The organism is Citrobacter cronae, from assembly GCF_016893685.1.
In the GTDB taxonomy this organism is placed as follows: Bacteria; Pseudomonadota; Gammaproteobacteria; order Enterobacterales; family Enterobacteriaceae; genus Citrobacter; species Citrobacter werkmanii.
Window position 1 is genome coordinate 4,660,399 of the sequence record NZ_CP069763.1, and the last position, 14,373, is coordinate 4,674,771.

The following is a 14,373-nucleotide window of genomic DNA, read 5'->3' on the forward strand; positions in this document are numbered from 1 at the left end:
TCATCCCGTCAGGCTGATATACTCATTTGCATCGCAAATTTAGGAGTAGAAGCCCCAATGAATGCCGAAAAACCCCCGGTAAGTCACAACGTTGACCATGAAGAAATTGCCAAGTTTGAAGCAGTCGCGTCACGCTGGTGGGACCTTGAGGGGGAATTTAAGCCACTGCACCGCATTAACCCGCTGCGTCTGGGCTACATCACGGAGCGCTCAGGCGGCCTGTTTGGTAAAAAGGTACTCGACGTCGGCTGCGGCGGCGGCATTCTGGCGGAAAGTATGGCGCGCGAAGGCGCAACCGTCACGGGCCTGGATATGGGCTTTGAACCGTTACAGGTAGCAAAACTGCATGCGCTGGAGAGCGGTATCCAGGTCGAGTACGTCCAGGAAACCGTCGAAGAGCACGCGGAAAAACATGCGCACCAGTATGACGTGGTGACCTGCATGGAAATGCTGGAGCACGTGCCGGACCCGCAGTCGGTGGTCAGCGCCTGCGCCAGGCTGGTCAAACCGGGCGGCGAAGTGTTTTTCTCCACGCTTAACCGCAACGGCAAATCCTGGCTGATGGCCGTGGTCGGAGCGGAATATATTTTGCGCATGGTGCCGAAAGGCACGCATGATGTGAAAAAATTTATTAAGCCTGCAGAGTTATTACAGTGGGTAGATCAGACCGTGCTGAAAGAGCGTCATATGACCGGCCTGCATTACAACCCGATCACCAACAGCTTTAAACTCGGTCCGGGCGTAGATGTGAACTATATGGTCCATACCACTGCCAGCGTTGATTAACCGCTTCCTGTAGGCCGGATAAGGCGTCCAACGCTGCTATTCGGCATGCTGACAGGAACAGGGCCTGATGGCGCTTCGCTTATCAGGCCTACAATTCCTGTGCCAGATCATAAGAACTTTCTTCGCCTTAGATGAAGAAATCAGCACTCGATCAAATTTTCTATTTTTTTTCTCAATTATTGACATCCCCGCCAGGCCTTATAAGACGCGCACTTAGCGATTCTTACCCTTTTGCAACCTCAATTTAACGTCAAAATCAACTCTTGTGCTGAAAAGAATCCCTACTAGAATACTCACCATATAGCGTCTATTTTATCAAACAACCCCTACATATAGTATTTATCCACAGACTTAGTCACAACATGACTCTGTGGATAATATGGGGGATATTTTTTCTTTCACGGACAGGTAAAAAACCACATGAATCAGAGTCTGCTGGTGACAAAGCGTGATGGTAGTACAGAGCGCATCAATCTCGACAAAATCCACCGAGTTCTGGATTGGGCGGCAGAAGGACTGAATAACGTATCGATTTCTCAGGTCGAGCTGCGCTCTCATATTCAGTTTTATGACGGTATCAAAACGTCCGATATCCATGAGACGATCATCAAAGCAGCCGCCGACCTGATCTCCCGCGAGGCACCGGATTATCAGTACCTGGCTGCCCGCCTGGCCATTTTCCACCTGCGTAAAAAAGCCTACGGCGAGTTTGAACCGCCTGCACTTTACGACCATGTCGTGAAAATGGTTGAAATGGGCAAATACGACAATCATCTGCTGGAAGACTACACGGAAGAAGAGTTCAAGCAGATGGACTCGTTCATCGTACACGACCGTGATATGACCTTCTCCTACGCTGCGGTGAAGCAGTTAGAAGGTAAATATCTGGTGCAAAACCGTGTCACCGGTGAGATTTATGAAAGCGCGCAGTTCCTCTACATTCTGGTAGCGGCCTGCCTGTTCTCTAACTATCCGCGTGAAACGCGTCTGCAATATGTAAAACGTTTCTACGATGCCGTTTCAACGTTCAAAATTTCTCTGCCGACGCCAATTATGTCCGGCGTGCGTACCCCAACCCGTCAGTTCAGCTCCTGCGTACTGATCGAGTGCGGCGACAGCCTGGATTCCATCAACGCCACCTCCAGCGCTATTGTGAAATACGTTTCTCAGCGCGCCGGTATCGGTATCAACGCCGGCCGCATCCGTGCGCTGGGTAGCCCGATTCGTGGCGGTGAAGCGTTCCACACTGGCTGTATTCCGTTCTACAAGCACTTCCAGACCGCGGTGAAATCCTGCTCGCAAGGCGGCGTGCGCGGCGGTGCGGCCACCCTGTTCTACCCGATGTGGCATCTGGAAGTCGAAAGCCTGCTGGTGCTGAAAAACAACCGCGGCGTTGAAGGCAACCGCGTGCGTCATATGGACTACGGCGTGCAGATCAACAAGCTGATGTATACCCGTCTGCTGAAAGGCGGTGACATCACCCTGTTCAGCCCGTCCGACGTCCCGGGCCTGTATGATGCGTTCTTCGCCGACCAGGACGAGTTCGAACGTCTGTACACCCAATATGAAAACGACGACAGCATCCGTAAACAGCGCGTGAAAGCGGTTGAACTTTTCTCCCTAATGATGCAGGAACGTGCCTCTACCGGCCGTATCTACATTCAGAACGTTGACCACTGCAACACCCACAGCCCGTTTGATCCGGTTGTTGCGCCGGTGCGCCAGTCCAACCTGTGTCTGGAAATCGCCCTGCCGACCAAACCACTGACCGACGTGAACGACGAAAACGGCGAAATTGCGCTGTGTACGCTATCCGCATTTAACCTGGGTGCTATCAACAGTCTGGACGAGCTGGAAGAGCTGGCCGTACTGGCGGTACGCGCGCTGGATGCACTGCTGGATTATCAGGATTACCCAATCCCGGCCGCCAAACGCGGCGCAATGGGCCGTCGTACGCTGGGTATTGGCGTCATCAACTACGCCTACTGGCTGGCGAAAAACGGTAAGCGTTATTCTGACGGTAGCGCCAATAACCTGACCCACAAAACCTTCGAAGCCATTCAGTATTACCTGCTGAAAGCTTCTAACGAGCTGGCTATCGAGCAAGGCGCGTGCCCGTGGTTTAACGAAACAACTTACTCCCAGGGTATTTTACCGATCGATACCTATAAAAAAGACCTTGATGCTATCTCTGACGAGCCGCTGCATCTGGACTGGGAAGCGTTKCGCGAGTCCATCAAGACGCACGGCCTGCGTAACTCCACGCTCTCTGCGCTGATGCCGTCGGAAACCTCTTCGCAGATCTCTAATGCGACCAACGGTATTGAACCACCGCGCGGCTACGTGAGCATCAAAGCGTCTAAAGATGGGATTCTGCGTCAGGTCGTGCCGGACTACGAACACTTGCACGACGCCTACGAACTGCTGTGGGAAATGCCGAGCAACGACGGTTATCTGCAACTGGTAGGTATCATGCAGAAGTTTATCGATCAGTCGATTTCCGCCAACACCAACTATGATCCGACGCGTTTCCCATCAGGAAAAGTGCCGATGCAGCAGTTGCTGAAAGACCTGCTCACCGCCTACAAATTTGGCGTCAAAACGCTGTATTATCAGAACACCCGCGATGGCGCGGAAGATACTCAGGACGATCTGGTGCCGTCCATTCAGGACGATGGCTGCGAAAGCGGCGCATGTAAGATCTGATGAATATTGCCGGGTGGCGCTACGCTTACCCGGCCTACGATTGCACGGTTTGTAGGCCGGATAAGGTGTTTGTACCACATCCGGCGCTCATCCCACAAAGGATTCACATTAATGGCATACACCACTTTTTCACAGACGAAAAATGATCAGCTTCTGGAACCGATGTTCTTCGGCCAGCCGGTGAACGTCGCCCGCTACGATCAGCAAAAATATGACATCTTCGAAAAACTGATCGAAAAGCAGCTCTCTTTCTTCTGGCGTCCGGAAGAGGTCGATGTTTCCCGCGATCGCATCGACTTCCAGGCGCTGCCGGAGCATGAAAAGCATATCTTCATCAGCAACCTGAAGTATCAGACGCTGCTGGACTCCATTCAGGGACGTAGCCCGAACGTCGCGCTGCTGCCGTTAATCTCGATTCCTGAACTGGAAACCTGGGTCGAAACGTGGGCGTTTTCTGAAACGATCCACTCGCGTTCTTATACCCATATCATCCGTAACATCGTGAACGATCCGGCGGTGGTGTTTGACGATATCGTCACCAATGAGCAGATCCAGAAGCGCGCGGAAGGCATTTCCAGCTACTATGACGAATTGATCGAGATGACCAGCTATTGGCATCTTCTCGGTGAAGGCACCCATACAGTTAATGGCAAAACGGTTGTCGTGAACCTGCGTGAGCTGAAGAAAAAGCTGTACCTGTGCCTGATGAGCGTGAACGCGCTGGAAGCCATTCGCTTCTACGTCAGCTTCGCCTGCTCCTTCGCCTTCGCCGAACGTGAACTGATGGAAGGTAACGCGAAAATTATTCGTCTGATCGCCCGCGACGAAGCCCTGCATCTGACCGGTACACAGCACATGCTGAACCTGCTGCGCAGCGGTGTAGACGATCCAGAGATGGCGGAAATCGCAGAAGAATGTAAGCAAGAGTGCTACGACCTGTTCGTGCAGGCCGCGCTGCAAGAGAAAGAGTGGGCGGACTATCTGTTCCGTGACGGTTCGATGATCGGCCTGAACAAAGATATTCTGTGCCAGTACGTTGAGTACATCACCAACATTCGTATGCAGGCTGTTGGGCTGGATCTGCCGTTCCAGACGCGTTCTAACCCGATCCCATGGATCAACACCTGGCTGGTGTCCGATAACGTACAGGTTGCGCCGCAGGAAGTGGAAGTCAGCTCCTATCTGGTCGGCCAGATCGACTCCGAGGTTGATACCGACGATCTGAGTAACTTCCAGCTCTGATGGGCCGCGTTACTCTGCGCATCTCTGGCACACAGCTGCTGTGCCAGGATGAACACCCCTCCCTGCTTGCCGCACTCGAATCGCACAATGTTGAAGTCGAATACCAGTGTCGTGAGGGTTACTGTGGTTCCTGCCGTACCCGCCTGGTGGCGGGACAGGTGGACTGGATCGCCGAACCTCTGGCCTTTATTCAGCCGGGCGAAATATTGCCCTGCTGTTGCCGGGCAAAAGGCGATATTGAAATCGAGCTGTAACGGTTAGTGCACTTCGTGTGCGCTAACTAACGGCATCGCCCCGCGGCGCTTCATCTGCGCAATGTACAGCGCCCCGGCTAAAACCACCAGCAGGGCCCCTACCAGATAAATCGCCCGATAGCCCACGCCCTCGACCATCATCCCCATAATGAACGCGCCGATCGCCATTCCCGCATCCATCGCATTGAAGAAAAGCGAATTGGCGATGCCAATTTTATGCGGCTCCACCGAGCTAATAATTTGTGTCTGGAATACCGGCGTGACTGAGCCGTAACCAATGCCGATTAATCCCCCGGCAATAATCATCATGATACTGCCGTTGGTGTAGCCAAGCGCCACCAGTCCGATGGTAAAGGCCAGCAAACACGGATATACCACGTATTTCGGCCCCTTTTTATCACAAATGTTGCCGGTAAAGGTTCGACAGATCATCAGACAAATGGCGTAGCACAACAGGAAATTACTGGCGGCGGCCATCAGATCCAACTCGCGCGCATACAGCGCGAGAAAAGCAGAAACACCCGCATAGGAGAAAGTCATGAAAAACGTCACCATCGCGAAAGGCAGCGCGGCGCGATCAAACATTGCCGCAAATCCCAGCTTCGGTTTTGAGCCGTCGGCATGACGGATGACCGGCGGTACGGCGACGATCAATGACAGGATAATACCCAGTACGGCAACCGCGCTACACAGCCAGAATGCGGTGGTAAAAGCTTCCCAGCGTGCCATATTCAGCCCTACCCACGGCCCCACAACCATTGCCAGTCCCATGGCCAAAGAGAAAAAACTGATGCCCTCCCCACGTCGGGAGGCCGGTATCAGCCGCGCGGAAATCGTTCCTTTTACCGTGGTAATGACGCCAAACGTCACCCCATGAAGCACCCGAATAAACAGCAGCGATTCAATTGAGTGGCAAACAGGATACAGCGCAGTGACAACCAAAAAGGCCAGAGAAGAGAGCACCAGAATCGTTTTATTCGAATATTTCCCCACCCATTGCCCGGCGAACGGACGCACAACAATTGCGGCGCCTAAAAAGAAGGTGACCAATAAGCCGGCTTTATCTGGCGTGGCGTGCAGGCGATCCGAAATATAGATCGGTAATAACGTGAGCAGGACATAAAACACAAAGAATATAATGAAGCTAATTATCGTGATTGCCCAAAAATCTTTCGTCCACAGTTTTTCTTTCATATTCGACAGCCTGTCCAGACGGCGCACGCAGGCAACGCTCAGCTCAACTGAGCAACGGAGAGGTGCGTCAAAATGTGATTTATACGGTAGACCGCAAGTGTAAACAGATTCATCATATTAGAGAAATTAATCGTTTTAATATTGTTAATTAGAAGGAACTAATGACATTAACCCAGATCCACGCCCTGCTTACCGTGCTTGAATGCGGCGGTTTTACCGAAGCCAGTAAGCGGTTGTATATGACCCAATCCGCTGTGAGCCAGGCCATTTCGGCGCTTGAAGAAGAGTTGGGAGTCGAATGTCTTATCCGCGAGCGCCGTAAAGACATTCAGCTCACCCCGGTTGGAAGGCGGATCGTTCCGCACCTGCGCATGATCGTTGCAGAAACCAACGCGGTGAAAGAGATTGCCGAGCAGGAGCGAAAAAACCCAGCCCGAACCCTGCGCATCGGCTGCTTTCCCAGCGCCTGCGCCTGCATTTTACCGGGCATTATCCACCACTTCGAGCAGCATCATCCGCACATCAAAATCATTCCCTTCGAAGAGAACAGCACGGCGATCGTTGATTCCCTGCGCAGTGGGGACATTGATGCCGGATTTGTGCATTTTCCGGTGAGCGGCATGTACTGCGTACCGGTCTATCGCGATAAATTTACCGTTGTGGTTCCCGAAAGCCATCCTCTGGCAGCCAATACCGCGGTTACGGTTGAACAACTGGTGGGAGAACCGCTGATTATCAGTAAAGGTCGCTATGAATTAAGCATCATGACGTTATTTAAAGAGAAGGGTATCGAGCCGGTTATTAAATACGAATTTAACCATCCGGATACCGCGATGAGTTTTATTCGTCAGGGGCTGGGTATTGCGTTATTACCGGAGTTAACGCTGAAAGCCGTTGGCGGGGAGATACGCTCGGTGGCGCTGGAGCCGACGTTCTATCGACAGATATCGTTACTGGCAAAAGAGCCGCCGGTGGACGGCAGCCCTTTATTTCTCCTGCAGGCTTGTATGGAAACGTTGACAGCAGACGGCCTTATCTAACAGTTTATAACGTTATCCAATAAGGCCTGTGACCGGAGGTGCATCACAGGCCTTGTGCCATTACTCTTTATTCAGGAATTTCACTGCTTTGTCGGGGAAGTCGGTGAACAACCCGTCAACGCCCGCCTTGTTATACAGAATGTCATACAGTTGGTTTACGTCAGTAGTGTAATCCGGTAGCTGATCGGCACGAACAGTATAAGGATGCACCACCATCTTGTTCTGATGCGCGTCCTGAACCATGCCAGTTAACGAGATATTGCCTTTTTTCGACTTCTCATCAACCAGCATGTGGTAGTCCGGCCCAATGCCGTCCGCATACTGCGCCACCTGCTTCATGGCACCCGGTTTAAACATCCAGTCATAGTTGTAATTAACCCAACTACCGTCCGGCTTTTTCTCCTGGGTTTCATTCCAGTCAGTGTACGCAATCAACTGCACCAGATTGAGATCCATCCCCATCTTTGGTTCCAGTTCATTTTTAATGCGCTTTAACTCCGCGACATCAAAACACTGTAGGTAAACCTTGTCGTTTTTGCTGGTATACCCGTACTTTTTCAGCACTTCCAGCGTTTTCGCTGCGATGTCCTTCCCTTCCTGGTGATGGAACCACGGCGCCTTCATTTCCGGGTAAATGCCGATGTTTTTACCGGTTGAATGATTCAGTCCCTGAACGAACTCTATCTCTTCTTCGAAGGTGTGCACGCGGAAATCAGATTTACCCATCGGGAAGCGCCCAGGGTAAGTCTGTACCTTTTTGCCATTCTCGATATCAAAGCCTTCGGTAAATTTCAGCGATTTGATCTCGTCCAGCGTAAAGTCGATGGCGTAATAACGTCCATCTTTACGCGCACGATTTGGAAAACGCTCAGCGACATCGGTGACGCGGTCCAGGTAGTGGTCATGCAGGACGACCAGATGGTCATCCTTGGTCATTACCAAATCCTGCTCCAGATAATCCGCGCCCTGAGCATAGGCCATCGCTTTCGCGGGCAGCGTATGCTCCGGTAAATAACCGCTTGCCCCACGATGCGCAATCACGATTTTATCGGCGGCGACCGCCGCGCTGCTAACGACCATACCAGCCAGCATCAGCGCCACGCTGAGACTTTTCAATGTGGTTTTCATTAATTAGCCCCCGTTACGTTTCAGCTGTACTTCTTCGTGGTGACGTTTTTCACCAATCATGACGACCACCAGCAGAATGACCGCCAGCACGCTACCGCCAATCATCACCATAAAGCCGCCGTCCCAGCCGAAGAAGTCAACGGTGTAGCCGACAATGGCGCTCGCCGCCACAGAACCGCCGAGATAACCGAACAGTCCGGTAAAGCCTGCCGCCGTGCCCGCCGCTTTTTTCGGCGCCAGTTCCAGCGCGTGCAGACCGATCAACATGACCGGGCCGTAGATCAGGAAGCCGATGATAATCATACAAGCCATATCAACGTTCGGGTTACCTGCCGGGTTCATCCAGTAAACGATGGTCGCGATAGTCACCAGCGTCATAAAGAACACGCCGGTCGCGCCACGGTTGCCACGGAAGACTTTATCCGACATCCAACCACACAGCAGCGTGCCTGGAATACCCGCGTATTCATACAGGAAGTAGGCCCAGGATGATTTATCGAGTGCGAAATGCTTCACTTCTTTCAGGTAGGTTGGTGACCAGTCCAGGATGCCGTAGCGCAGCAGATAAACGAACACGTTGGCGATAGCGATGTACCACAACAGTTTGTTTGGCAGTACGTACTGCATGAAGATCTGCTTGGCGGTCAGCTCTTCTTCGGCTTTCTCGTTGTAATCATCCGGGTAGTCGTTCTTATACTCTTCGATAGGCGGCAGACCGCAAGACTGCGGCGTATCGCGCATCATCGCAAAGGCGAACAGCGCAACCACAATCGCACCGAAAGCAGGCATATACAGCGCCGCTTTCCAGTCATTGAACCAGGCCATACCGAGCAGGAACAGCAGAGGAGGCAGACCGCCGCCCACGTTGTGCGCACAGTTCCAGACGGAAACAATGCCGCCACGTTCTTTCTGCGACCACCAGTGCACCATGGTACGGCCACACGGCGGCCACCCCATCCCCTGGAACCATCCGCAGAGGAACAGCAGCACAAACATAATCGCAATGCTCGATGTCGCCCACGGCACAAAGCCCATAAACAACATCACTGCGGCAGCCAGAATCAAACCTGCTGGCAGGAAAACGCGCGGATTCGAGCGATCCGAAACGGACCCCATGATGAATTTCGAAAATCCGTAAGCGATGGAGATACCGGACAAGGCAAAACCCAGATCGCCGCGAGAGAAACCCTGCTCAACCAGATATGGCATCGCCAGGGCAAAGTTCTTACGTACCAGATAGTACGCGGCATAACCAAAGAAAATCCCCAGGAAAATCTGCCAACGCAATCGACGATATGTCGGGTCGATCTCCGTAGCAGGCAAACGCGCCTTATGTGGCGCTGGTTTAAAAATACTCAACATAGCGTAGCCTCCGTGGCCGTCTTTCATTCGAAGTAAACACTGCAGTTCGTCATTACTACCCTACCGCTTCCAGTGTGGCCGCGATGTTAAGGAAAGATACCTAACAAAAATGTGAAACGCAGCACAAATTGTTACAGATTTATGACAAATGTTCATAAAGGCGCACGAAATCACGTTTCATTTTCGAATAATGAGCGATTATGCGCGAAATCAAACAATCCATGTTTTTTATGTGGCTAAATGATAAAAAACGAACTGTGAGGAAAAACAATGAAAACTCGCGACTCGCAAACAAGTGACGTGATTATCATTGGTGGAGGAGCAACAGGTGCAGGGATCGCACGCGACTGTGCGCTGCGCGGGTTGCGCGTCATCTTAGTGGAACGCCACGATATCGCCACGGGCGCGACCGGACGTAACCATGGCCTGCTGCACAGCGGTGCGCGCTACGCCGTCACCGACGCTGAATCTGCCCGTGAGTGCATCAGCGAAAACCAGATTCTGAAACGTATCGCCCGTCATTGCGTTGAGCCGACGGACGGTCTGTTTATTACCCTGCCGGAGGATGAGCTCTCCTTCCAGGCTACCTTCATTCGCGCCTGTGAAGAGGCCGGTATTCGCGCAGAAGCGATTGACCCTCAGCAGGCGCGCATTATCGAACCCTCCGTCAACCCACAGCTGATTGGCGCGGTCAAAGTGCCGGACGGTACGGTCGATCCCTTCCGCTTAACCGCCGCCAACATGCTGGATGCGCGTGAGCATGGCGCGGTTATCTTAACGGCCCATGAAGTGACGGGGCTGATTCGCGAAGGGACAACGGTTTGCGGCGTTAACGTGCGCAATCATCTGACGGGTGAGATGCAGTCCCTGCATGCGCCGGTGGTGGTGAATGCCGCCGGGATCTGGGGCCAGCGCATTGCCGAATATGCCGATCTGAGTATCCGGATGTTCCCGGCCAAAGGATCGCTGCTGATTATGGATCATCGCATAAACCAGCATGTCATTAACCGCTGCCGTAAACCCTCTGACGCCGATATTCTGGTGCCTGGCGATACCATTTCGCTCATTGGTACCACCTCGCAGCACATTGATTACGACGATATCGACAGCAACCGCGTCACCGCAGAAGAGGTCGATATTCTGCTGCGCGAAGGTGAGAAACTGGCGCCGATTATGGCGAAAACACGCATTTTACGCGCCTACTCCGGTGTGCGACCGCTGGTCGCCAGCGACGACGATCCAAGCGGTCGTAACGTCAGCCGCGGTATTGTGCTGTTCGATCACGCTGAACGTGACGGACTGGATGGGTTTATCACCATTACTGGCGGCAAACTGATGACCTACCGTCTGATGGCGGAATGGGCCACCGATGCCGTTTGCCGTAAGCTGGGCAATTCTCAACCTTGCACCACAGCAGACACCGCGCTGCCCGGCTCGCAGGAATCCACCGAGCACACGCTGAAACGCGTAATTTCTTTGCCCGCGCCGTTGCGCGGTTCGGCGGTCTACCGTCACGGCGATCGCACCCCGGCATGGCTTAGCGAAGGTCGTCAGCACCGTAGCCTGGTCTGTGAATGTGAAGCGGTCACTGCGGGCGAAGTGCAATACGCCGTCGAGAATTTAACCGTCAACAGTCTGCTGGATTTACGTCGCCGTACCCGCGTTGGTATGGGGACCTGCCAGGGCGAATTGTGCGCCTGCCGCGCCGCAGGTTTGCTGCAACGTTTTAATGTCACCACCGCTGCGCAATCTATTACCCAGCTTTCCGATTTCCTCAACGAGCGCTGGAAAGGCGTGCAGCCTATCGCCTGGGGCGACGCGCTGCGCGAAAGCGAATTCACGCGCTGGGTCTATCAGGGATTGTGCGGTCTGGAAAAGGAGCACCAGGATGAAATTTGATACCGTCATTATCGGCGGCGGCCTGGCAGGACTGCTGTGCGGCCTGCAACTGCAAAAAAGCGGGTTGCGCTGTACGATTGTCACGCGCGGCCAAAGCGCCTTGCATTTTTCCTCCGGCTCACTGGATTTGCTCAGCAACTTGCCCGATGGTCAACCGGTGATGGAGATAGAAGCCGGTCTGAATGCGCTGCGTACTCAGGCGCCCACGCATCCGTATAGCATCATCGGAACACAGAACGTCCTGGATCTTGCCCAGCAGGCGCAGGATCTGCTGGAAGAATGCGGAACGCATTTGCAGGGCAAAGTACACCAGTCACATCAACGCGTAACCCCGTTGGGAACCCTGCGCTCAACCTGGTTAAGTTCCCCAGAAGTTCCGGTGTGGCCACTGTCCGCACAGCGTATCTGCGTTGTCGGTATCAGCGGTTTACTGGATTTTCAGGCGCATCTCGCCGCGGCCTCGCTGCGCCAGCGCAATCTCAGCGTCGAGACGGCGGAAATCGATCTGCCTGAACTGGATGTCCTACGTGATAATCCAACCGAGTTTCGCGCTGTCAATATTGCGCGCCTGCTGGACAACGAAGATAAATGGTCGCTGCTCTATGATGCTTTACTGCCACTGGCAAAAACCTGCGACATGATTATTATGCCAGCCTGTTTCGGCCTGGCGGATGAGCGCCTTTGGCACTGGCTTAACGAGCGCCTTCCCTGCTCGTTGACGCTGTTACCGACTCTACCGCCTTCGGTACTGGGTATGCGTCTGCACAACAAATTACAGCGCCAGTTTGTACGCCAGGGCGGTGTCTGGATGCCGGGTGATGAAGTGAAGAAAATCACCTGTCAGGATGGCGTCGTCAATGAAGTCTGGACCCGTAACCATGCCGATATCCCGTTGCGTCCACGCTTCGCCGTGCTCGCCAGCGGCAGCTTTTTTAGCAGCGGTCTGGTCGCCACGCGCGAGGCCATTCACGAACCGATCCTCGGACTGGATGTACAGCAAACCGCCACCCGCGCCGAGTGGTATCAGCGTGATGTCTTCGATCCGCAACCGTGGCAACAGTTTGGCGTCACAACCGATGCCACTTTGCGCCCGTCGCTGGCGGGGAAAACGGTAGAGAACATGTATGCCATCGGTTCTGTTCTCGGTGGTTTTGACCCTATTGCCGAGGGTTGCGGAGGCGGCGTATGCGCAGTCAGCGCCTTACACGCCGCACATGACATTGCGAAACGTGCAGGAGGACAGCAATGAGCGACACACGTTTTGAAAGTTGTATCAAGTGCACGGTGTGCACCACCGCCTGCCCGGTAAGCCGCGTCAATCCGGGCTACCCTGGCCCAAAACAGGCCGGACCGGACGGCGAGCGTCTGCGTCTGAAAGATGGCGCGTTATACGACGATGCGCTGAAATACTGCATCAACTGTAAGCGCTGCGAAGTGGCGTGTCCGTCAGATGTGAAAATTGGCGATATCATCCAGCGTGCGCGCGCCAAATATGACACTACGCGTCCATCGCTGCGTAATTTTGTTTTAAGCCATACGGATTTAATGGGAAGTGTATCCACCCCGTTCGCGCCGATAGTGAATACCGCCACCTCGCTGAAACCGGTACGCCAGTTGCTGGACTACGCGCTGAAAATCGACCATCGCCGTACGCTGCCGAAATACTCCTTTGGTACGTTCCGCCGCTGGTATCGCAGCGTTGCCGCACAGCAGGCGCAGTATCCGGAGCAGGTCGCCTTTTTCCACGGCTGTTTTGTTAATTACAACCATCCGCAACTCGGCAAAGACCTGATCAAGGTCCTGAACGCCATGGGAACCGGCGTACAGCTGCTGAGCAAAGAGAAATGCTGCGGCGTACCGCTGATCGCCAACGGCTTTACCGATAAAGCGCGCAAACAGGCGGTCAGCAACGTGGCCTCGCTCAGGGAAGCAATTGACGGGAAAGGTATTCCGGTGATCGCCACCTCATCAACCTGTACCTTTGCACTCCGCGATGAGTACCCGGAAGTGCTGGACGTCGACAACACCGGCCTGCGCGAACATATTGAGCTGGCGACCCGCTGGCTGTGGCGCAAGCTGGATGAAGGCAAAACGTTGCCGCTGAAGACGCTACCGCTGAAAGTGGTCTATCACACGCCTTGCCATATGGAGAAAATGGGCTGGACGCTCTACACGCTGGAGCTGCTGCGCCAAATTCCGGGACTGGAGCTGACGGTGTTAGATTCTCAGTGTTGCGGAATCGCCGGAACATACGGCTTTAAAAAGGAAAACTACCCGACGTCACAATCGATTGGCGCACCGTTATTCCGCCAGATAGAAGAAAGCGGTGCCGATATCGTTGTCACCGACTGTGAAACCTGTAAATGGCAGATAGAGATGTCTACAAGCCTTCGCTGTGAACATCCGATCACCCTGCTTGCCAAAGCATTAGGTTAACTCTGTTGCCCGGTGGCGTTTGTTACCGGGCATTTTTGCGTACTCTGTTCCGCCTATCTGAATACGTTGCAATCGGGCGTATTTATCTCTGATTCACTCACGCAAATAGACAAATCCCCCAATGCAGCTCTGATTAAAAGTGAGTACCGTCATGCCATCTTCTCCTTCAGGTGACGGACTACCATGGATGAATCAACCACCGCTACACCGCATGATGCCGTTTTTAAGAAGATAATGTCTTACCCTGAGATGGCTCGGGATTTTCTGGATATTCACCTTCCTCCAGCATTACGTGAAATGTGCGATTTGCAAACGCTGAAGCTGGA

Annotated in this window: 12 protein-coding genes; 9 read left to right on the forward strand and 3 right to left on the reverse strand. The window is 53.4% G+C overall.

Features of this window, described 5'->3' with window-relative positions; translation table 11 throughout:
* The first annotated feature begins 57 nt into the window (after window positions 1-57).
* The 4 genes from ubiG to yfaE all read left to right on the forward strand — a co-directional run bounded on the left by ubiG (window position 58) and on the right by yfaE (window position 4,988).
* Window positions 58-786 (forward strand): bifunctional 2-polyprenyl-6-hydroxyphenol methylase/3-demethylubiquinol 3-O-methyltransferase UbiG, encoded by a 729-nt coding sequence (gene ubiG / locus JSN25_RS20160; RefSeq protein ID WP_038642230.1) that lies wholly within the window; start codon window positions 58-60, stop codon window positions 784-786.
* Between the two features lie 420 nt (window positions 787-1,206).
* Window positions 1,207-3,492: a class 1a ribonucleoside-diphosphate reductase subunit alpha gene (gene nrdA / locus JSN25_RS20165; RefSeq protein ID WP_204525293.1), complete on the forward strand. Its 2,286-nt coding sequence runs from the start codon at window positions 1,207-1,209 to the stop codon at window positions 3,490-3,492.
* Between the two features lie 111 nt (window positions 3,493-3,603).
* The gene (gene nrdB, locus JSN25_RS20170) at window positions 3,604-4,734 is read left to right on the forward strand and encodes a class Ia ribonucleoside-diphosphate reductase subunit beta (RefSeq protein WP_003027605.1); all 1,131 of its coding nucleotides are present in this window, start codon (window positions 3,604-3,606) and stop codon (window positions 4,732-4,734) included.
* Window positions 4,734-4,988: a ferredoxin-like diferric-tyrosyl radical cofactor maintenance protein YfaE gene (yfaE, locus tag JSN25_RS20175; protein WP_038642236.1), complete on the forward strand. Its 255-nt coding sequence runs from the start codon at window positions 4,734-4,736 to the stop codon at window positions 4,986-4,988. Before nrdB ends, yfaE begins: the two co-directional genes overlap by 1 nt.
* Before the next feature lie 3 nt (window positions 4,989-4,991).
* On the opposite strand, the gene JSN25_RS20180 is transcribed toward yfaE, so the two are convergent.
* A complete protein-coding gene (locus JSN25_RS20180; RefSeq protein WP_038642238.1) occupies window positions 4,992-6,182 on the reverse strand; it encodes an MFS transporter in 1,191 nt (396 codons plus the stop codon).
* Window positions 6,183-6,343: 161 nt separating this feature from the next.
* Between JSN25_RS20180 and JSN25_RS20185 the strand changes: the two genes are divergently transcribed.
* Entirely contained in the window at window positions 6,344-7,222 is an 879-nt protein-coding gene (locus JSN25_RS20185; protein ID WP_069323403.1) for a LysR family transcriptional regulator, read from the forward strand.
* Window positions 7,223-7,282: 60 nt separating this feature from the next.
* Here the strand turns inward: JSN25_RS20185 and glpQ are convergent, their stop codons facing one another.
* Together glpQ and glpT are read right to left on the reverse strand one after the other, a co-directional pair.
* Window positions 7,283-8,350: a glycerophosphodiester phosphodiesterase gene (glpQ, locus tag JSN25_RS20190; protein WP_038642242.1), complete on the reverse strand. Its 1,068-nt coding sequence runs from the start codon at window positions 8,348-8,350 to the stop codon at window positions 7,283-7,285.
* Between the two features lie 3 nt (window positions 8,351-8,353).
* Window positions 8,354-9,712, reverse strand: a complete 1,359-nt coding sequence (gene glpT / locus JSN25_RS20195) for a glycerol-3-phosphate transporter (protein WP_038642244.1) — start codon at window positions 9,710-9,712, stop codon at window positions 8,354-8,356.
* Between the two features lie 270 nt (window positions 9,713-9,982).
* On the opposite strand from glpT, the gene glpA reads away from it, so the two are divergent.
* The 4 genes from glpA to JSN25_RS20215 form a co-directional block, all read left to right on the forward strand.
* Window positions 9,983-11,611, forward strand: a complete 1,629-nt coding sequence (glpA, locus tag JSN25_RS20200) for an anaerobic glycerol-3-phosphate dehydrogenase subunit A (protein WP_038642246.1) — start codon at window positions 9,983-9,985, stop codon at window positions 11,609-11,611.
* Entirely contained in the window at window positions 11,601-12,860 is a 1,260-nt protein-coding gene (gene glpB, locus JSN25_RS20205) for a glycerol-3-phosphate dehydrogenase subunit GlpB (protein WP_110497358.1), read from the forward strand. Before glpA ends, glpB begins: the two co-directional genes overlap by 11 nt.
* Window positions 12,857-14,047: an anaerobic glycerol-3-phosphate dehydrogenase subunit GlpC gene (gene glpC, locus JSN25_RS20210; protein WP_038642250.1), complete on the forward strand. Its 1,191-nt coding sequence runs from the start codon at window positions 12,857-12,859 to the stop codon at window positions 14,045-14,047. Before glpB ends, glpC begins: the two co-directional genes overlap by 4 nt.
* A 183-nt stretch (window positions 14,048-14,230) precedes the next feature.
* Window positions 14,231-14,373, forward strand: a 143-nt coding sequence (locus JSN25_RS20215; protein ID WP_204525754.1) for an Rpn family recombination-promoting nuclease/putative transposase, incomplete at its 3' end; no start/stop codon positions are given.